The following is a 19,547-nucleotide window of genomic DNA, read 5'->3' on the forward strand; positions in this document are numbered from 1 at the left end:
GTGCTGACCGATCCCCGCTTTACGACTGAAGTTGAGATCACCGTTCCGTTCCACGACGTCGATATGATGGGCGTGGTCTGGCACGGCAACTATTTCCGCTACTTTGAGATCGCCCGCGAGGCGCTGCTCAATCAGTTTGACTATGGCTATCGCCAGATGAAAGCCTCCGGCTACGTCTGGCCCGTTGTCGACACGCGGGTGAAATACCGCGATGCAGTGACCTTTGAGCAGCGCATTCGCGTTCGCGCGCAGATTGAAGAGTATGAAAACCGCCTGCGCATTGCCTATCAAATTTTCGATGCGCAGAGCGGCAAACGCACCACCACCGGCTACACCATCCAGGTGGCGGTGGAAGAAGCCACCCGCGAAATGTGCTTTGTCAGTCCGACAGTACTGTTTGAACGTATGGGAGTCACGCCATGAAATGGTTGCCTTTGCTGGCGCTGCTCGTCAGCCCGCTGGTCAGCGCCGTGACGCTGGATGAACTGCAGCAGCGTTTCACCGAGCAGCCCGTGGTGCGCGCGCACTTCGAACAGGTCCGCACGATAAAAGATATGCCGCAGCCGCTGCGCTCGCAGGGCGAGATGCTGATCGCCCGCGACAGCGGCCTGCTGTGGGATCAAAAAGCGCCGTTTCCGATGACGCTGCTGCTGGACGACAAGCGGATGGTTCAGGCAATCAACGGCCAGCCGCCGCAGACCATCACCGCCGACAATAATCCGCAGATGTTCCAGTTCAACCACCTGCTGCGGGCCCTGTTCCAGGCCGACCGCAAGGTGCTGGAAGAGAACTTCCGCATCGATTTTAAAGACCTGGGCGCGGGCCGCTGGTCGCTGGTGCTTACCCCAAAAACGACGCCGCTGGACAAGATTTTCGCCACCCTCGATCTGGGCGGCGCGACCTATCTTGAGACGATCCGCCTGAACGACAGGCAGGGCGACCGTACCGATATAGCCCTTTCAAACCACCAATTGACGCCCGCCAGCCTGACCGATGACGAACGCCAACGCTTTGCCGCACCGTAAATCCCTGCGCCCGGCGCTGCTGTGGGCCACGGTATGTCTGGTTATGCTGGGCGTGCTGCTGTCGCTGCTGCCCGGCGCGCGGCTGAACAGCAGCGTGCTGGCCATGCTGCCGAAGCAGACGCTGGGGGCGATCCCTCCGGCGCTCAACGACGGGTTTATGCAGCGTCTTGACCGCCAGCTGGTCTGGCTGGTCAGCCCCGGCAAAGAACCCGATCCGCGCGTGGCGCAGCAGTGGCTTGAACTGCTGCACAGCAGCGACGCGCTCCGCGAGGTCAAAGGCCCGATGGACGCCGCCGGGCAAAAGGCCTGGGGAGAATTCTTCTGGCAGCACCGCAACGGGCTGATTGATCCGGCCACCCGTGCCCGCCTGCAAAACGGCGGAGAAGCGCAGGCGCAGTGGATTTTATCCCAGCTCTACTCCGCCTTCTCCGGCGTCAGCGGTAAAGAGCTGCAAAACGATCCGCTAATGCTGATGCGCGGCTCGCAGCTCGCCCTGGCGCAAAACGGCCAGAAGCTGCGGCTGATGGACGGCTGGCTGGTCACGCAAGATGAAGCGGGAAACTACTGGTATCTGCTGCACGGCGAACTGGCGGGCTCGTCATTTGATATGCAGCAGACCCACCGGCTCGTGACGACGCTTAATGCGCTGCAACAGACGCTGAAAGCGCGTTACCCGCAGGCGCAGCTGCTTTCGCGCGGGACGGTGTTCTACAGCGATTATGCCAGCCAGCAGGCTAAACGCGACGTCTCAACGCTGGGCATCGCCACCCTGCTTGGGGTGTTCCTGCTGATCGTGGCGGTGTTCCGCTCTCTGCGCCCGCTGCTGCTGAGCGTGCTCTCCATTGCCATCGGCGCGCTGGCGGGCACGGTGGTGACGCTGCTGCTCTTTGGCGAACTGCACCTGATGACGCTGGTGATGAGCATGAGCATCATCGGTATTTCAGCCGACTATACGCTTTACTACCTGACCGAACGGATGGTGCACGGCGCGGAGCTCTCTCCCTGGCAAAGCCTGGCCAAAGTGCGCAATGCGCTGCTGCTGGCGCTGCTGACGACCGTCGCCGCCTACCTGATTATGATGCTGGCCCCCTTCCCCGGGATCCGCCAGATGGCGGTATTTGCCGCGACGGGGCTGAGCGCCTCCTGCCTGACGGTGATTTTCTGGCATCCGTGGCTGTGCCGGGGTTTGCCGGTGCGCCCGGTTCCCTTTATGGTCCTGATGTTGCGCTGGCTGGCCGCCTGGCGACGCAGTAAAAAACTGTCCGTTGGTCTGCCCGTCGCGCTGGCGCTGCTCTCCGCCGTGGGAATGAGCACCCTGAAGGTGGACGACGACATCGCCCAGCTGCAGGCGCTGCCGAAAGATATTCTGGCGCAGGAGAAAACCATTACCGCCCTGACCGGCCAAAGCGTCGATCAGAAATGGTTTGTGGTGCACGGCGCTTCGCCCCAGCAAACGCTGGAGCGGCTGGAAGCCTTTACTCCCGCGCTGGCCGAGGCGCAAAAAGCGGGGGATCTCACCCGCTGGCGCACCCTGCCGCTGAACTCGCTGGCCCGCCAGAAAAGCGACCTTGCGCTGCTGCGGAACGCCGCGCCTGCGGTGACGAACGTGCTGAAAAGCGCAGGGCTTAACGCCGTTTCCCCCAATCTGGACGCCATGCCGGTCAGCGTGGACGCGTGGCTTGAAAGTCCGGCCAGCGAGGGCTGGCGTCTGCTCTGGCTGACCCTGCCGGGCGGGGAAAGCGGCGTGCTCGTGCCGGTGGACGGCGCAAAAAACAGCGCGGCGCTCGGTGAGCTGGCCGCGCGCCATGACGGCGTCGTCTGGGTGGACCGCAAGGCCAGCTTTGACAGCCTGTTTGCCCTCTACCGCACGCTGCTGACGGGGCTACTGTTTGCGGCGCTGGCGGTGATTGCCTGCGGGGCGATACTGCGCCTCGGCTGGCGCAAAGGGCTGATAAGCCTGGTGCCGTCCGCACTGTCGCTGAGCTGCGGGCTGGCCGCGCTGGTCGCAACGGGCCACCCGGTAAATCTGTTTTCACTGCTGGCGCTGGTACTGGTGCTCGGCATTGGCATTAACTACACGCTGTTCTTCAGCAACCCGCGCGGTACGCCGCTGACTTCGATGCTGGCGATTACCCTGGCCATGATGACCACCCTGCTGACGCTGGGCATGCTCGTCTTCAGCGCCACCCAGGCCATCAGCAGCTTTGGTATTGTGCTGGTGAGCGGTATTTTCACCGCCTTCCTGCTGGCACCGCTGGCGATGCCAGATAAGAAAGAGAGAAAACGTAAATGAACGCTGTTTATCGCGCCGTCGCGCTGGCCGCGGCGCTGCTGCTGGCAGGCTGCAGCCATTCGACCGATACCAAAGAGACGCGGCCTCAGGCCTGGCTTCAGCCTGGCACCAAAGTCACTCTGCCGCCGCCCGGCATCAGCCCGGCGGTAAGCTCCCAGCAGCTGCTGACCGGCAGCTTTAACGGGCAAACGCAGTCCCTGCTGGTGATGCTCAACGCGGATGCGCATAAGGTCACGCTGGCCGGCCTCTCTTCCGTGGGCATTCGCCTGTTCCTGGCAACGTACGACGAGAGCGGTATTCATACCGAGCAGTCGATCGTCGTGCCGCAGCTGCCGCCCGCCAGCCAGGTGCTGGCCGACGTGATGCTCAGCCACTGGCCGATTAGCGCCTGGCAGCCGCAGTTGCCGAAGGGCTGGACGTTAACGGACAATGGCGATCGGCGCGAGCTGCGCAACGCCAGCGGCAAGCTGGTGACGGAGATTGTCTATCTCCAGCGCAAAGGCAAGCGCGAGCCGATCAGCATCGAGCAACACGTATTCAAATACCACATCACCATTCAATATCTGGGTGACTGAGATGATTTATATATCCGCTGTTGGCATGGTCAACGCGCTGGGCAACTCGCCTGATGAAATTGCCGCCAACCTGGCTGCGGGCGTGGCGCCGGGCATGCACGCCCGGACCGGCTGGCTGCAGGGAATGCCCGAAGCGGTACTGGGCGGGGTGGAAGGCGAACTGCCGCTCATCCCGGACACCTTCTCTGCACACCGCACCCGCAACAACCAGCTGCTGCTGGCCGCGCTGGCGCAGATTCAGCCCGCCGTTGACGAGGCCATCGCCCGCGTTGGTCGCGACCGCGTGGCCGTGGTGCTGGGAACCAGCACCTCCGGGCTGGATGAAGGCGATGAGCACGTGCGTCTCATGACCGACGGCGAGATCAGCACGCGCTGGCAGTATCCGCAGCAGGAGCTGGGCGATCCGTCCCGCTTTCTCGCCAACTGGCTGCAGCTTGAAGGCCCGGCTTATACGATCTCCACCGCCTGCTCCTCCAGCGCGCGGGCGATGATCGGCGGCAAACGCCTGATCGAAGCCGGGCTGGTGGATATCGCCATTGTCGGCGGAGCAGACACCCTGAGCCGGATGCCCGTGAACGGCTTTAACAGTCTTGAATCCTTCTCCCCCACGCTCTGCGAGCCGTTTGGCCGGGACCGCCGGGGGATCACCATCGGTGAAGCGGCGGCGCTGATGGTATTAAGCCGGGAACCCGCGGACGTGGCGCTGCTCGGCACGGGCGAATCCAGCGATGCGTACCATATTTCCGCCCCGCATCCGCAGGGCGACGGGGCGATAAGGGCTATCACTCAGGCGCTCAGCGAAGCGGGCATGCAGCCGGACGACATCGGCTACATCAACCTGCACGGCACGGCCACGCCGCTCAACGATCAGATTGAATCACAGGTGGTTCACGATCTCTTCGGAGAAAGCGTGCCGTGCAGTTCAACCAAACACCTTACCGGCCACACGCTGGGCGCTGCCGGCATTACCGAAGCGGCTTTGAGCTGGCTTATCCTGACGCGCGATCTGCCCTTGCCGCCGCAGGATTTTTCCCGCTACGCTCCGGACGAGACGCTGGCGCCGTGCGGCCTGCTGCACCAGAGCACCGCCCTGAAAAAGCCGGTGATTTTGTCTAACTCGTTCGCGTTTGGCGGCAATAACGCCAGCATTCTGCTGGGGAGAACGTCATGAGCTATCTATCACCCGAAGCCTATTTGCCGCACGATGCGCCCATGATGCTGCTGGGGTCCGTTGAAAATGTGACGGATGACATGGCGGTCTGCCGCGTGGCAGTTGACAGGCAAAGCGTGCTGGCGCCGTTTCTCAATGCCGATGGCGACCTGCCGGGCTGGTACGCGCTCGAGCTAATGGCGCAGACCGTTGGCGTCTGGTCAGGCTGGCATCGTCAGCAGCAGGGGCAGGAACATATCGCGCTGGGCATGGTGCTCGGCGCGCGCGAGCTGGTCTGCGCCAGCGGGCGTTTCGCCAAAGGCTTAACGCTGGACATTACCGTTAAGCTGCTGATGCAGGACGAACGCTTCGGCAGTTTTGAATGCACGATTTGCGCAGGTGAAGAGACGCTGGCCACGGGCCGGGTCAATACCTTCCAGCCGAGTGCAGAAGAATTAACATCGCTTTTTAATCAGGGATCCCACGCATGAGTCGTTCCGTACTGGTCACAGGGGCCAGCAAAGGCATTGGTCGCGCCATCGCCCGCCAGCTTGCCGCTGACGGGTTTACCGTCGGCGTGCATTACCATCGCGATGCCGCAGGCGCGCAGGAGACGCTGGACGCCATCACGCAGGCGGGCGGCAGCGGCCGTTTACTCTCGTTTGACGTAGGCAACCGCGAGCAGTGCCGTGAAGTGCTTGAACAGGAAATTGATGCCCATGGCGCATGGTATGGCGTGGTCAGCAACGCCGGAATTACCCGCGATGGCGCTTTTCCGGCACTGAGTGAAGACGACTGGGACAGCGTGATCCACACCAATCTCGACAGCTTTTATAACGTCATACACCCCTGCATTATGCCCATGATCGGCACCCGTCAGGGCGGGCGCATTATTACCTTATCCTCCGTCTCCGGCGTGATGGGCAACCGCGGCCAGGTGAACTACAGCGCGGCCAAAGCGGGCATTATCGGCGCCACCAAAGCGCTGGCGATCGAGCTGGCAAAACGCAAAATCACCGTGAACTGCATTGCGCCAGGGCTGATTGATACCGGCATGATTGAGATGGAGGAGGCCGCGCTGAAGGAAGCGATGTCCATCATCCCAATGAAACGTATGGGCCAGGCTGAGGAGGTCGCCGGGCTGGCAAGCTATCTGATGTCGGATATCGCGGGCTACGTCACCCGCCAGGTCATTTCGATTAACGGAGGAATGCTATGACGCGTCGCGTGGTGATTACGGGCATGGGCGGCGTCACCGCCTTTGGCGAGAACTGGCAGTCCGTTTCCAGCCGGCTGCTGGCGTATGAAAACGCCGTCCGTAAAATGCCGGAATGGCAGGTTTATGATGGCCTGCACACCCTGCTGGGCGCGCCGATCGACGATTTCGCGCTGCCGGAACACTATACCCGCAAGCGTATTCGCGCCATGGGCCGCGTGTCGCTGATGTCGACCCGCGCGACAGAGCTGGCGCTGGAGCAGGCGGGGCTGATTGGCGAAGCGGTGCTCACCAACGGGCAAACCGGCATCGCCTACGGTTCTTCGACAGGCAGCACCGGCCCGGTCAGCGAATTCGCGACCATGCTTACCGAAAAGCACACCAATAACATCACCGGGACAACCTACGTCCAGATGATGCCGCACACCACCGCGGTGAATACCGGCCTGTTCTTTGGACTACGTGGCCGCGTGATCCCAACGTCGAGCGCCTGTACCTCCGGCAGCCAGGCGATTGGCTACGCCTGGGAGGCAATTCGCCACGGCTATCAGACCGTGATGGTCGCGGGGGGCGCGGAAGAGCTTTGTCCGTCTGAAGCGGCGGTGTTTGACACGCTGTTTGCCACCAGCCAGCGCAACGACGAACCCAAAACCACCCCCTCGCCGTTCGATACGCAGCGCGATGGTCTGGTGATTGGGGAAGGCGCAGGCACCCTGATTCTGGAGGAGCTGGAGCACGCCAGAGCGCGCGGGGCCACCATCTACGGTGAGATCGTGGGCTTTGCCACCAACTGTGACGCGGCCCATATCACCCAGCCGCAGCGTGACACCATGCAGATTTGCATGGAGCAGTCGCTGGCGATGGCGGGGTTAAGCGCCCGGGATATGGGGTATATCTCCGCGCACGGTACCGCCACCGACCGCGGCGATATCGCCGAAAGCCAGGCCACGGCCGCCATCTACGGTGACAGCGTGCCGGTTTCTTCGTTGAAGAGCTATTTTGGCCACACTCTGGGGGCCTGCGGCGCGCTGGAAGCGTGGATGAGCCTGCAGATGATGCGCGAAGGCTGGTTTGCCCCGACGCTCAATTTAACGCAGCCGGATGAGCAATGCGGGGCTTTAGATTATATTATGGGAGAAGCCCGTCAGATTGACTGCGAGTATCTGCAGAGCAATAACTTCGCGTTTGGCGGCATCAATACCTCGATTATCATTAAACGCTGGGCGTAACTATGTACCGGTTTGTACTGGGAAAAATTTCCACCCTTTGCGCGGACCCGCTGGCGTCAACGCTTGCAGATAAGGCACCTCAGGGTGCACGACAGGCCTCCTGGCTGGCAGGCCGGACGCTGCTCGCCAGAACATTATCCCCTCACCCGCTCCCCGACATCATTTACGGCGAGCAGGGGAAGCCGGCATTTGCGAAGGGGGATCCGCTGTGGTTCAACCTGAGCCATAGCGGTGATGATATCGCCCTGCTGATGAGCGATGAAGGCGAAGTGGGCTGCGATATCGAAGTGATTCGCCCCCGCAAGAACTGGCAGGCGCTGGCCAACGCCGTTTTCAGCCTGACAGAGCATGACGAGCTGGAGCGTGAAGCGCCCGAGGAACAGCTTTCTGCCTTCTGGCGTATCTGGACGCGCAAAGAAGCGATTGTGAAACAGCGCGGCGGCAGCGCCTGGCAGATTGTCAGCATCGACAGCACGGCGCAGTCGCACTCGGTCAGCCAGCTGCAGCTCGGTTCTCTGAGCCTTGCCGTCTGTACCTCGACCCCTTACACCCTGACCACCGAGTCGATTATTCACGTCGGGGCAGGAAAATCACCAGTACACCCAGCATAATCAACGCGACGCCCAGCAGCCCATGCCAGGAGAAGTGCTCCCCCCAGCCGGGCAGCAGGATTGCCGCGCCCCACACCAGGATATAGCTGAGGCTCAGCAAGGCATACGCTTTGCTGAGCGCCATGCGATGCAGCGCCAGATACCAGCAGCCCATGGAGGCAACGTATCCCGTTAACCCCAGCAGCAGCGCGCCCGTGCCGGACGAAACGTGCCACAGCGCAGAGATAAACGTCAGAAAATCGCTGACCGGCGGCAGAGCCTGCATGGCATCGCGCAGCAACAGCTGTGCGGCGCTGACTAACAGCACGCTGCATAACGCCCAGAACGCGCCTTTCACAGGCTTCCTCCCAGCACGATAATCCCCATGATAATGAACCCGACCCCCAGCCAGTGGTGCACAGCAACGTGCTCGCGCCAGAAGACCTTCGCCGCCAGCGTCACCCAGACAAAATTGAGGCTCAGCATAGGGTAAGCTACGCCGACGGGCAGGCGCTGCAGCACCACCAGCCAGACCAGCATTCCGCAGCCCAGCGCCAGCATCGCCAGGCCAAGCCACCGCATGATGTGCGCGCCACGCCGTCCGCCTTTCGCCGGACGGGTAGCCTGTTTCTGGCACAGCTGTCCCGCGCAGCTCAGCAGGCTTGCCAGTATGAGCCAGGTCCAGGTCATCACTTCGGCAGATACTCCAGCAGGGCCAGACGCCCCTGGATATAGAGATTGTCCGGCTGCGGTAAATTCGCCTCTGCAATATCGTCACGTTTAGACAGCAGCATCACCAGCGACACGCTTCCCTGCTTACGATGCGTTGCCAGCCACTGCGCGAAGTCGTCTTCACTGACAAAGCGATCTTTCGCATCGGGATAATCCAGCCCGTAGCGCAGCTCGCCGCTCTGAGCAAACAGCGTGATGTCACTGCGCTTCAGCTCCCACGCCAGACCCGCGGCCACGCCAACGTTATTGGTCAGCACAAAGCGGCTGCCCTGAAGCGGCTCGCGCACGGTATCCACCAGCGACTGCGGCTGTTTGGAATCCACCACCAGGTTCGGAATGGCAAAACCAATCAACAACGCCAGACCCGCAGGACACAGCGCCGCCAGCCACCAGCGCCGCTGGCTCTGCCGCAGCGTAAACCAGCCTACCGCGCCCCAGATGAGGAACGCCACCACCGCGCAGAAGACTTTATACAGTTCGACCGACGTCCAGACCGGATGCTTAGCCAGCCCCCACGGCGAGACCGCCAGCGCCGCCACCACGCCGATAGCGCCAAACGCCAGGTTAATGCCGCCGTTAATGCGCAACGCTCTGGCCCCTTTTTCCGCCGCGAGGCAGGCATAGCGCGCCATCAGGATAGCCAGCGGGGCAAAACAGGGCAGGATATAGGTCGGCAGCTTGCCTTTAGCGATGCTGAAAAACAGCAGCGGCATCACCACCCACCCCAGCAGGTAGAACCCGCCGCCCGCGTTTTGTCTGTCATTCCAGCCAAGACGCAGCGCGCCTGGCAGCAGCGCCAGCCACGGCAGGCTGCCCGCGAGCAGGAACGGCAGGTAATACCAGAACGGAGCTTTATGCTGCGCGTCGCTCTGGGCAAAACGCTGAATATGCTCCACCCAGAAGAAGTAGCGCCAGAAATCAGGCTCGCGGTGCGCAATGGCCAGCCCCCACGGCAGAACAATCAGCACGCAGCTCAGGACCGCGAGCCAGCCAAAAATCAGCACCTCTTTCCAGCGCTTTTGGGCAATCACCCACGGCAGCACGCCGATCACCGGTACCGCCAGCGCCAGGAAGCCTTTGGTCATCACCCCCATGCCGCAGGCCAGCCCAAGCAGCACATAGCCGCCCGCTTTTCCGGCCACGGTGCGCGCCTGTGAGGCGAGCCAGAAGCTGCACATCGCCGCCACCAGCCACAGGGTGACGATGGGATCCAGCACCGCATAGGTGCCGATGCCATACACCAGGAACAGGGTCAGGAAGATCAGGCCGGAGAAAATGGCCGTACGCTTATCCCGCCAGAGTCGCCAGGCCATCCAGATCACCAGCAGCGCCGCGAGCCCGGTGGAGAAGATCGACCCGGCGCGTACGGCAAAGTTCGTGTGCCCGAACAGCCATTGTCCGATAGTGTTGATCCAGTAGCCGGCAATCGGCTTTTCAAAGTAGCGCAGCCCGAGGAAATGCGGGACAACCCAGTCACCCGATGCCAGCATTTCGCGGCTGATTTCCGCATAGCGCGTTTCATCAGGCTGCCAAAGCAGGCGAATATCGACCGGAATGAAGTAATAAACGATAAACAGTGCGAAAAGCGCTACGCCATAACGGGCTGTTTTCATGGGACCGGACTCACGGTTTGTTGATAGCCAAGCCAGCCTTCCCGGCCAGCCAGTTCATTACGGACGACTTTACCCACGGGCAGGGTGCTGAGGTCGTCCGGCAGCAGCTCGCTCAACGGGCAGAATTCGATGCCCTCCCGAGCGGCCATGGCCAGCAGTTCGTCGAAATCACGCTGATACGCAATCCCTTCCACTTCTGCATGGATGGTATAGACCGGCGTTCCGGCGTCACGATGGATGCGGTCCAGAATGTAGCGATTAAATGCTTCCGCCTTCACCTCGCGCCCCACCACCTCATCCCACGTGGGAAGCGTGACCGGAATTTGCACCGTACCGTAGCGATTTTCGCCCAACAGCGGCAAAAACGGCCCGGTTCCACGACAGTCGCTATTGTAGCGAAACGCGAAATGCTCTTTGGCTTTGACCACCCGCTGGTCGGCACGCCATCCCGCCACGGCGGAGCAGCGCACGGGCTGACCGATGATGGCCTCAAGCTCCAGCATTCCACGCTCGACCTCACGGGACAGGCGTGGGATATCCCAGACGCCCGCCCACGCCTGCCAGGCGTGATGATCCCAGGCATGCAGGCCGACCTCGTGTTGCTGCGCCGCCGCGCGGATAACCGCTTCATTACCCGCGCCGATGCGTCTGCCGGGCCAGGCGGTGCCGGCCAGCAAAATATCCCAGCCGTAGAGGGATGCCGCGCGCGAGCGCAGCATTTTGAACAGAAATGCCGGTTTAACCAGACGCCATAAATGGCGTCCCATGTTGTCAGGCCCTACGCTGAAGAAAATGCTGGCACGCACGCCGTGCCTGTTCAGCAGTTCCAGCAATCTGGGCACGCCGTCACGCGTTCCCCTGAAGGTGTCGACATCAATGCGTAAACCGACTTTTTTCATGAGGCCTGTTCCGATAGCTCCACGGTGCGCAGGAAGAAGTCGAGCGTTTCATCAATGGTCTGCTCCATCTTCACCGTCGGCGTCCAGTTCAGGCAGCGCTTCGCGTTGCGGATGCTTGGCTTACGGTGCTCGACGTCCTGGTAGCCCTTTCCGTAGTAGCTGCTGCTTTCCACTTCGCGGAAACCGGCAAACGGCGGGAAGCGATCGCGCAGCGGGTGGCGCTCAAAGCTGGCCAGTAGCATCTCTGCCAGCTCGCGAATGCTCGCCTCGTTTTCCGGGTTACCGATGTTAATGATCTCACCGTTGCAGCGGTTATCTTTGTTCTCAATGATGCGGAACAGGGCTTCGATACCGTCGCTGATGTCCGTAAAGCAGCGTTTCTGGCTCCCGCCTTCAATCAGCTTGATAGGCGAGCCTTCGACCAGGTTCAGGATCAGTTGAGTGATCGCGCGGGAGCTGCCGATTCGAGCCGCGTTCAGGTTATCCAGACGCGGGCCCATCCAGTTAAACGGACGGAACAGGGTAAAGCGCAGACCCTCTTTCTCGCCGTAGGCCCAAATTACGCGGTCCAGCAGCTGCTTGGAGACAGAGTAGATCCAGCGCTGCTTGTTGATCGGCCCGACCACCAGGCTGGAGGCATCCTCATCGAAGTTTTTGTCGGTACACATGCCGTACACTTCAGAGGTGGACGGGAAGATGATGCGCTTGTCGTATTTCACGCAGTCGCGGATGATCTTCAGGTTCTCTTCAAAGTCCAGCTCGAACACGCGCAGCGGGTTACGGGTGTACTCGATTGGCGTGGCGATGGCGACCAGCGGCAGCACCACGTCGCATTTTTTAATGTGATATTCGATCCACTCGGAGTGAATGCTGATATCCCCTTCCACAAAGTGGAAGCGCGGGTTATTGAGGAAACGGCTGATGGCGTCAGAGCCGATATCCAGACCGTAAATCTCGTAGTTATCGTCTTTGAGCAGACGTTCGGTCAGGTGGTTCCCGATAAAGCCGTTCACGCCGAGGATCAGCACGCGCGTGCGGCGCTTGATGGCAACCACCGGCGCGCTGGTGATCAGCGCCCCGGCTACCAGACCCAGAGACTGCGCCAGCTGCGTGCCCTGAACGTACAGGCCGTTGTCGGTCTGCCCGGTGACGATCTCCAGCGCCTGCTCGCCGCAGCTCACAATCAGCGGGGAGACGGAGACGACGGTGCCCGGCTTAGCGGCAGGGATATCGTCACGCACGCGGGATTTCCAGACGATAAATTTGCTTACGCCCGCAAAGCTGTACGCGCCCGGCCACGGGTCGGTCACGGCGCGCACCAGGTTGTGCAGCTGGCGGGCGGGTTTATTCCAGTCCAGGCGACCATCTTCCGGCGCGCGGCGGCCAAAGCAGCTGGCCTTGCTTTCGTCCTGCTCGGTCTCGCTGAAGGTGCCGTTGAGGATGGCTGGCAGCGCGTCACGCAGCAGGCTTTGCGCCGCGATGCAGAGTTTATGATGCAGCTCAAGCGCGGTTTCATCCGCGTCGATTGCCACGCGCTGCTGGGCGACGATGGCCCCGGCATCTGCGCGGCGCACCATGCGGTGCAGCGTCACGCCCGTTTCCGTTTCGCCGTTGACCAGCACCCAGTTCAGCGGCGCGCGTCCACGGTAGGCGGGCAGCAGAGAGCCGTGAAGGTTAAACGCCCCTTTTGCGGCCAGGCCTAAGATCTCGTCGCAGATCAGGTTGCGATAGTAGAACGAGAAGATGACATCAGGTGCGAGCGCGCGGATGCGATCCACCCACAGCGGGTGGTTGACGTCGTCCGGAGCATACACCGGAATACCGCGCTCGGCGGCGATACGCGCCACGGAGCCGAAGAAGTGATTCTCTCCCGCCGCGTCCGGATGGGTAAAGATTGCAGCAATGTCATAGCCCGCTTCCAGCAGGGCCAGCGTGCCCGCGCACCCCATATCGTGATAGGCAAATACAACGGCTTTCATGGGTGGTTTTCCTCTTGAGATGCTTTGTGTTCCTGACGGACAACACGTTGAATAAAGTAGCGCGGACGTGCGCGAACATCGTTATAGATACGGCCTATGTATTCACCGAGCAGGCCCATTCCGACGAACTGGGCGCCGATGAACATAAACAGCACGGCAAAAAGCATGAAGACCCCTTCCGCCGCCCACTGCGGGCCAAAGACCAGCCTCAGCACCACCAGCAGGACGGACAGCGTAAAGCCGGCCAGGGCGATGATGCTGCCGAACACGCTCAGCAGGCGCAGCGGCGTGGTGGTCAGGCAGGTGACGAGGTCGTACATCAGGTTGATGAGACGCATAAAGCTGTACTTCGATTCCCCGTGCTCGCGCTCGGCGTGCAGGACCGGAATTTCCGTTGCCTTGCGGGCAAAGGTGTTGGCGAGGATCGGAATAAAGGTGCTGCGCTCATGGCAGTGCAGCATGGCGTCGACTATATGGCGGCGGTAGGCGCGCAGCATGCAGCCGTAATCGCCCATTGCTTTACCGGTGGTGCGCTGAATAAGACGGTTGATGGTGCGCGAGGCCAGCTTGCGGAACAGGCTGTCCTGACGGTTCTGACGCACCGTGCCGACCACGTCATAGCCTTCATCGGCTTTCGCCACCAGGCGCGGGATCTCCTCCGGCGGGTTTTGCAGATCCGCGTCCAGGGTGATAATCAGATCGCCCGTAACGTGGCTGAACCCGGCCATAATGGCGGAGTGCTGGCCATAGTTACGGTTGAGCAGCACGGCGACAATATGGCTGCCTTCGGCCTGGGCGGCTTCGGTCAGCATCAGCGCAGAATCATCACTGCTGCCGTCGTCCACCAGCAGAATTTCATAGGCTTTGCCCAGCGTATCGCAGGCGGCCGTGGTGCGGCGGATCAGCTCGGGCAGGCTCTCCTGCTCGTTATAAACAGGGATGACCACAGAAACTTTTTGTACAGGCGGTGCGCTGAACATATCAATGTCCTGCAAGCTGATGGAGCGCGGTAATGACGCGGGTTGTGTCGTCATGAGTCATGTCCGGGAAAAGAGGGAGAGAACAAATACGCGCGCTGTTCCATTCCGAATTCGGAAGCGATACATCAGGAAAACGCTCGCGGTAGTATTTTTGGGTGTGCGCCGCGCGGAAATGAAGGCCGGTGCCGATGCCTTGCTCCTTCAGCGCCGCCATCAGGTTGTCGCGTGAGATCCCGCAGCGCGCTTCATCAACGCGAATAATAAACAGGTGCCAGGCGTGAACGTGTGGCCATGACGGAATGCTCAGCGGCTGGAACGGCGTATCGGCAAGCTCGCGCAGGTAGCGTTGCGCGATTGCCTCGCGGCGTAGGTTGGCCTCTTTCAGCTTACCCAGCTGTACCAGCGCCAGCGCGGCGTTGATATCTGCGAGGTTGTACTTAAAGCCCGGGGAGATCACTTCGGCCTGCGGCGCGCGGCCGTGCGTCTGGCGGTCATAGGCATCCACGCCCAGGCCGTGGAATTTCAGGCTGCGGATCCGCGCGGCAAGCCGGGCGTTATCCGTGACGACTAAACCACCTTCCGCGCAGGTCATGTTTTTGATGGCGTGGAAGGAAAAAATCGCCGTGCCTTTCCAGCCCACGTGACGGTTCTTGTAGTACGTTCCGGCGGCATGGGCCGCGTCTTCAATCACCGTAATACCGTGACGCTCACCGACGGCATGAATGGCGTCGATATCACACGGCGCGCCGGCGTAATGCACGGGAATAATCGCTTTGGTACGCGGGGTAATGGCGGCTTCAACCGCTTCCGGCGTCACCATCAATGTCTCGTTGTCCACATCGATCATGACCGGCGTGGCGCCCAGCAGCACGATCATATTCAGCGTGGAGACCCAGGTTTGGGAGGGGGTAATGACCTCATCGCCCGGACCAATATCCAGCGCCATCAGCGTGACGTGCATGCCCGCCGTCGCCGAGCAGACGGCAATCGCGTGCTGGTTCCCCGTCAGTTGACAAAATGCCGCTTCAAGTTCCTGATTTTTAGGCCCTGTGGTGATCCAGCCGGAGGTTAAAACCTCCTGCAACGCCGCTAATTCCTCACTACCCATCGACGGGCGGGAAAAAGGCAAAAAATCACTCATCATTAATTTCCTTGCAATAAGAATGGCACGCGCTTGATATTAACCAATTACTTTTTCGTTTATTTCAACGAACCATAAACTCATATCAAGGTATCGTTCATTTCTTAGGGAAAAATTAAGATGCGTAATTAAGATGTAACTAAATCAATATTAATTCATTTATAAACAATAGCTTATGTGATTATGAATTATTTATTTCGTGATCAAACTCAATTTTTACAAAATGTTATTTTAAACCAAACATCAACAAACAAAAAAAATCCCGGTTATTTCAGAGAAAGAAGAAATAACCGGGAACTTTTCTTTTTAGTTAACTGTCGCGCTTATTTTAAGTTATCGGGAAAGTTTTTCGGTAACTCGCTGGCCGCGCAGGCAATCACGCTTTCGTTGTTCGCACCGCAGTCGCGTACAAAGGTGATGGTGGCAAATTCGTCAATCACTTCTGTTGGATATGCCGGCCCCGCATCGCGATAGCTGTTCATCAGCGGAATATGGTCGTTCTGGAAGCAGACGGTTTTTTCCGGGTTGTTCATGACCCAACGCGGGAAGAAGATGGTGCCGTGGAACAGTTTGTCGCCCAGGTTCACAATCAGGCTAACGTCCGTACCGGTTGGCTCGGTCCAGGAGATTTTATAGATGCTCTCCCCTACCCGCACGATGTAAGCCTGCTGATCTTTAACCCAACGGTTTGCCACCAGGCCGCTGTGAATACGGTAGTCGAGAGTAGTCTCGTTTTTGACGTAAATTTCGTAATTCCAGCCGTTGTCATAGGTATAAACCAGATGTTTGCCAACGAAGCCGCTTAAGTCGTGTTTGTCGAATGTGTTCATAAGATGTCTCCTTCGTTTTGATGAGACGATCTTAAGCCTTCAAAAAATGAATGAATAACGCTATGTTTTAATCAAATTCATCCAATTTTTAGATAAATTATGCACAAGACGACGCTGGAACAGTGGGCCTTACTGGAAAAAGTGGTGGATGCGGGCAGCTTTGCCAAAGCTGCGGAAGAAACCCACCGCAGTCAGTCCTCGGTGAGCTATAACCTGTCGCTGCTGCAGGAGCGGCTGGGCGTGGCGCTGCTGGCGCCGGAGGGGCGCAGGGCGGTATTGACCCCGGCCGGAGAACTGCTTCTCGGCCAGGTGAAACCGCTGCTGAAAGCGTTTTCGTATGTCGAGACGCGCGCGGCGACACTTCGTAACGGGATGCGCACGCGGCTGGACCTGGTGGTGGACTCGATTTTCCCACGCCGCCGCCTGTTCGCCATTCTGCGTCAGTTCCAGCAGCAGTATCCGCAAACTCAGGTCCGCCTCACGGAGGTGCTGGAAAATACCCGCGCCGATGCCATGAACAACGAGGCCGATGTGATGGTTTTAACCCGCCGCCAGGACATTACCGGGCTCGGCGAATGGCTGATGAATATTGACTTTGTCGCCGTGGCGCATCATCAGCATCCCCTCTTTAGCCTCGACGCGCCGCTGAATGATGAGATGCTGCGCCCGTGGCCGCTAATCCAGATTGCGGACAGCCAGAACGCCGCGCGGGCTGCAGGCGAGTCGTGGACGTTCTCGACCATCGACGCTGCCATAGAGGCGGTCGTCTCGCAGGTCGGCTACGGCTGGCTGCCAGAGGAACGCATTCAGCCCCAGCTGGAGCAAGGCGTACTGAAACTCCTCCCGCTGAGCCACGGCGTTCGTCGGGCCACGCCGCTGCATCTGATCGTGAAGCGCACCCTCGCCCCGCTGGATGAGCAGGTTGAAACCCTGCTGCGCCTTTTTAGCCAGGAGCCGTCATCATCACCTGCTACGCTTTAAGGTCCGAACGTTAAAACGATAAGGAGTTGATGATGAAAATCGACTTTGCGGGGAAAGTGGCCCTGGTCACCGCCTCAACCGGCGGGATCGGGTTTGCCATTGCCAGAGGCCTGGCAGAAAGCGGCGCGGAAGTGATCGTTAATGGCCGCAGCACCGACTCGGTGAACAAAGGTATTCAGCAGCTGCAGCAGGTTGTGCCTGGCGTGCAGGTGCGTGCAGCCATTGCCGATCTCAGCACCGCGGAAGGGGTTGAGTCGCTGCTGAAGGTCGCGAGCGACGTCGATATTCTGGTGAACAACGCCGGGATTTACGGCCCGCAGGATTTCTATGGCACCGACGATGAAACCTGGGAGCGCTACTGGCAGACCAACGTGATGTCCGGCGTGCGCCTCTCCCGCGCCCTGCTGCCGGGCATGGTGAAAAAAGGCTGGGGCCGCGTGGTGTTTATCTCCTCCGAGTCAGCCTGCAATATCCCGGCAGACATGATCCACTACGGGGTGACCAAAACGGCACAGCTTTCGCTGGCGCGCGGGCTGGCGAAGTTCGTGGCGGGAAGCGGCGTGACGGTGAACAGCGTGCTGCCGGGCCCGACGATGTCCGACGGTTTCGCTGAAATGATGAAAGATGAGATCGAGAAAACCGGTAAATCGCTGGAGCAGCTGGCGAAAGAATTTGTCATGACCAACCGCCCCAGCTCGGTTATCCAGCGCGCCGCCACCGTTGAAGAGGTGGCTAATATGGTGATTTATGTCTGTTCGACGCAGGCCTCCGCCACCTCAGGCGCGGCATTGCGCGTCGATGGTGGCGTGGTGGATGACATTATTTAATGTCGTCAGGCGGCGCTGCCCGCGACACGACGGGCGGTAATGTAACGATCCTGCCAGTAGTCATCAGTCAGGGTTGAGACCGTTACGCCCTGGCTGCTGGAGGCATGAATAAACTGGCTGTTACCGATATACACGCCAACGTGTCTGCGGTTCGGGCCCGTCTGGAAGAAGACCAAATCTCCCGCCTTCAGACGGTATTGCGCTACCTGTACACCACGATGGATCTGCTCGCTCGTCGTGCGCGGTAGATAAAGATGCGCCGCATCGCTGAACAGATGCTGCATAAGCGCGGAGCAATCCACTCCGCGGTGCGTGGTGCCGCCCCACTGATAGTGAGTCCCTTTCCATTTCTGGTATTGATCCAGTATCCGGGAGCGGAGTGGGCCTGTCTCCTGGTGAAGCAGGGCCGATTTCACCGACGATTCCGCAAATGTGCTATCGGCGGAGATCATCGATGCGGGCAACTGAAAACTCAGTGCGGAAAACGAAGCAAAACTTAACGTGAGGATTGAAATAAGCGATCTGAATGTCATATCTAAACAGGAGCTAAGAGTGAATTTTTCCTTACCTGTGGAGGCCAACGTTCCCCCGAAATATCTTTCGATGTGGCGATAATATAGACTGCTCACTTTTTCACCAATCATTATTGAGGCCAAAATTGGACTCACTTTCAGATCGCAAGATTGAGAAAAAAAAGGGTGGTGATGTAAGGACTGTTCAGATAAAGCAGGTAAACTGATCGACAGAATGTGTAATTCAGCTAAGACGTATTTATGACCAATATGATTGCCGACGAGACGGTGGCGAAATCCAGCGTGCTCTCTGTCTTTGACTTTGACGGGACGCTCACGCACCACGACAGCTTTATCCCTTTCCTGCGTTTTGCCTTTGGGAAACGCTACTTTGCGGGTCGTCTGGTGCGCATGGCGCTGCCCACGCTCCACTGCGTGCGCCGCAAGCTGACGCGTGATGAGCTGAAGGAAGTGCTGATTAAAACGTTCCTGACGGGCGTGGACGAACACTGGCTACGCCAGCAGGCGGAAGCCTTTTGCGAAAAATACTGGAACAAGCTGATGCGCCCCGAAGGGGTTCTGGCGGTGGCGGCTGAGGTAAATTCCGGCGCGGAAGTGACGATCTGCTCTGCGTCGCCGGCGCTGGTGCTCCAGCCGTGGGCGGACAGGCTCGGCATTAAGCTGATTGGCACGCAGCTGGAAGTGAAGGACGGCAAGCTGACGGGACGCATTACGGGCAATAACTGCCGCTGCGCCCAGAAAGTGGCGAGGCTGGAGAAGGTGTATGGCGATCTGAACGACTATCATCTGCGAGCCTGGGGCGACACCCGCGGCGACCACGAACTGCTGGCCGCGGCGCAGGATCCTCACTGGCGGCACTTCCATCACCCACGCAAGCGCCGGAATTCACCGATTAAGGGTTAGGTGCGGTCTGTTGCCCTCACCCCAGCCCTCTCCCACAGGGAGAGGGAGAAA

At 59.8% G+C, this 19,547-nt stretch carries 21 protein-coding genes; 12 read left to right on the top strand and 9 right to left on the bottom strand.

Translation table 11 applies throughout. The annotated features are described in order from the left end of the window. Genes IM284_RS11925 through acpT form a run of 9 tightly spaced genes read left to right on the top strand, consistent with a single transcriptional unit; the run spans position 1 to position 8,099 of the window. On the top strand, positions 1–423 hold the full coding sequence (locus IM284_RS11925; protein WP_047367213.1) for a thioesterase family protein: 423 nt from the start codon (positions 1–3) through the stop codon (positions 421–423). After that, positions 420–1,025 carry an outer membrane lipoprotein carrier protein LolA gene (locus tag IM284_RS11930; protein WP_047367214.1) on the top strand — a complete coding sequence of 202 codons (606 nt, stop codon included), beginning with the start codon at positions 420–422 and terminating at the stop codon, positions 1,023–1,025. The genes IM284_RS11925 and IM284_RS11930 overlap by 4 nt, the downstream gene beginning before the upstream one ends. Then, the gene (locus IM284_RS11935; RefSeq protein ID WP_047367215.1) at positions 994–3,318 is read left to right on the top strand and encodes an MMPL family transporter; all 2,325 of its coding nucleotides are present in this window, start codon (positions 994–996) and stop codon (positions 3,316–3,318) included. The genes IM284_RS11930 and IM284_RS11935 overlap by 32 nt, the downstream gene beginning before the upstream one ends. Then, positions 3,315–3,893: a DUF3261 domain-containing protein gene (locus tag IM284_RS11940; protein WP_028014709.1), complete on the top strand. Its 579-nt coding sequence runs from the start codon at positions 3,315–3,317 to the stop codon at positions 3,891–3,893. The genes IM284_RS11935 and IM284_RS11940 overlap by 4 nt, the downstream gene beginning before the upstream one ends. A 1-nt stretch (position 3,894) precedes the next feature. Beyond that, the gene (locus IM284_RS11945; protein WP_047367216.1) at positions 3,895–5,064 is read left to right on the top strand and encodes a beta-ketoacyl-[acyl-carrier-protein] synthase family protein; all 1,170 of its coding nucleotides are present in this window, start codon (positions 3,895–3,897) and stop codon (positions 5,062–5,064) included. Next, complete coding sequence (locus tag IM284_RS11950; protein WP_047362581.1) at positions 5,061–5,534, top strand: 3-hydroxy-fatty acyl-ACP dehydratase; 474 nt, start codon at positions 5,061–5,063, stop codon at positions 5,532–5,534. The genes IM284_RS11945 and IM284_RS11950 overlap by 4 nt, the downstream gene beginning before the upstream one ends. Beyond that, positions 5,531–6,262 (top strand): 3-ketoacyl-ACP reductase FabG2, encoded by a 732-nt coding sequence (locus IM284_RS11955; RefSeq protein WP_028014712.1) that lies wholly within the window; start codon positions 5,531–5,533, stop codon positions 6,260–6,262. The genes IM284_RS11950 and IM284_RS11955 overlap by 4 nt, the downstream gene beginning before the upstream one ends. After that, positions 6,259–7,488, top strand: a complete 1,230-nt coding sequence (locus IM284_RS11960) for a beta-ketoacyl-ACP synthase (RefSeq protein ID WP_028014713.1) — start codon at positions 6,259–6,261, stop codon at positions 7,486–7,488. The genes IM284_RS11955 and IM284_RS11960 overlap by 4 nt, the downstream gene beginning before the upstream one ends. A gap of 2 nt (positions 7,489–7,490) precedes the next feature. Next, entirely contained in the window at positions 7,491–8,099 is a 609-nt protein-coding gene (acpT, locus tag IM284_RS11965) for a 4'-phosphopantetheinyl transferase AcpT (RefSeq protein WP_028014714.1), read from the top strand. On the opposite strand, the gene arnF is transcribed toward acpT, so the two are convergent. The 8 genes from arnF to IM284_RS12005 all read right to left on the bottom strand — a co-directional run bounded on the left by arnF (position 8,056) and on the right by IM284_RS12005 (position 16,252). Further along, positions 8,056–8,436, bottom strand: coding sequence for a 4-amino-4-deoxy-L-arabinose-phosphoundecaprenol flippase subunit ArnF (arnF, locus tag IM284_RS11970; RefSeq protein WP_028014715.1), 381 nt, complete (start codon positions 8,434–8,436; stop codon positions 8,056–8,058). The two genes, acpT and arnF, sit on opposite strands and share 44 nt — an antisense overlap. Then, positions 8,433–8,768, bottom strand: a complete 336-nt coding sequence (arnE, locus tag IM284_RS11975; protein WP_041911880.1) for a 4-amino-4-deoxy-L-arabinose-phosphoundecaprenol flippase subunit ArnE — start codon at positions 8,766–8,768, stop codon at positions 8,433–8,435. Before arnE ends, arnF begins: the two co-directional genes overlap by 4 nt. Beyond that, entirely contained in the window at positions 8,768–10,423 is a 1,656-nt protein-coding gene (gene arnT / locus IM284_RS11980; RefSeq protein ID WP_045631454.1) for a lipid IV(A) 4-amino-4-deoxy-L-arabinosyltransferase, read from the bottom strand. The genes arnE and arnT overlap by 1 nt, the downstream gene beginning before the upstream one ends. Next, positions 10,420–11,322 carry a 4-deoxy-4-formamido-L-arabinose-phosphoundecaprenol deformylase gene (arnD, locus tag IM284_RS11985; RefSeq protein WP_047367217.1) on the bottom strand — a complete coding sequence of 301 codons (903 nt, stop codon included), beginning with the start codon at positions 11,320–11,322 and terminating at the stop codon, positions 10,420–10,422. Before arnD ends, arnT begins: the two co-directional genes overlap by 4 nt. Then, positions 11,319–13,301: a bifunctional UDP-4-amino-4-deoxy-L-arabinose formyltransferase/UDP-glucuronic acid oxidase ArnA gene (gene arnA, locus IM284_RS11990; protein WP_047367218.1), complete on the bottom strand. Its 1,983-nt coding sequence runs from the start codon at positions 13,299–13,301 to the stop codon at positions 11,319–11,321. Before arnA ends, arnD begins: the two co-directional genes overlap by 4 nt. Next, positions 13,298–14,281 (bottom strand): undecaprenyl-phosphate 4-deoxy-4-formamido-L-arabinose transferase, encoded by a 984-nt coding sequence (arnC, locus tag IM284_RS11995; protein WP_041911876.1) that lies wholly within the window; start codon positions 14,279–14,281, stop codon positions 13,298–13,300. The genes arnA and arnC overlap by 4 nt, the downstream gene beginning before the upstream one ends. Position 14,282: 1 nt before the next feature. After that, positions 14,283–15,422, bottom strand: coding sequence for a UDP-4-amino-4-deoxy-L-arabinose aminotransferase (gene arnB / locus IM284_RS12000; RefSeq protein ID WP_045259393.1), 1,140 nt, complete (start codon positions 15,420–15,422; stop codon positions 14,283–14,285). Between the two features lie 323 nt (positions 15,423–15,745). Beyond that, entirely contained in the window at positions 15,746–16,252 is a 507-nt protein-coding gene (locus IM284_RS12005; RefSeq protein ID WP_028014722.1) for a phenolic acid decarboxylase, read from the bottom strand. A gap of 99 nt (positions 16,253–16,351) precedes the next feature. Here IM284_RS12005 and IM284_RS12010 point away from each other — a divergent pair, with 99 nt between their 5' ends. Both IM284_RS12010 and IM284_RS12015 read left to right on the top strand, forming a co-directional pair. Beyond that, complete coding sequence (locus IM284_RS12010) at positions 16,352–17,233, top strand: LysR family transcriptional regulator (protein ID WP_041911874.1); 882 nt, start codon at positions 16,352–16,354, stop codon at positions 17,231–17,233. Positions 17,234–17,265: 32 nt separating this feature from the next. Next, positions 17,266–18,060 carry an SDR family NAD(P)-dependent oxidoreductase gene (locus tag IM284_RS12015; RefSeq protein ID WP_028014724.1) on the top strand — a complete coding sequence of 265 codons (795 nt, stop codon included), beginning with the start codon at positions 17,266–17,268 and terminating at the stop codon, positions 18,058–18,060. A 5-nt stretch (positions 18,061–18,065) separates the two neighbouring features. Here IM284_RS12015 and IM284_RS12020 read toward each other — a convergent pair whose 3' ends face one another. Continuing rightward, entirely contained in the window at positions 18,066–18,593 is a 528-nt protein-coding gene (locus IM284_RS12020; protein ID WP_047367219.1) for an NlpC/P60 family protein, read from the bottom strand. A gap of 240 nt (positions 18,594–18,833) precedes the next feature. Between IM284_RS12020 and IM284_RS12025 the strand changes: the two genes are divergently transcribed. Beyond that, entirely contained in the window at positions 18,834–19,496 is a 663-nt protein-coding gene (locus IM284_RS12025) for an HAD family hydrolase (RefSeq protein ID WP_028014726.1), read from the top strand. The last annotated feature ends 51 nt before the right edge of the window (positions 19,497–19,547 follow it).

This window comes from Enterobacter cloacae complex sp. P12RS (genome assembly GCF_014895875.1).
GTDB classification, from domain to species: domain Bacteria; phylum Pseudomonadota; class Gammaproteobacteria; order Enterobacterales; family Enterobacteriaceae; genus Enterobacter; species Enterobacter bugandensis.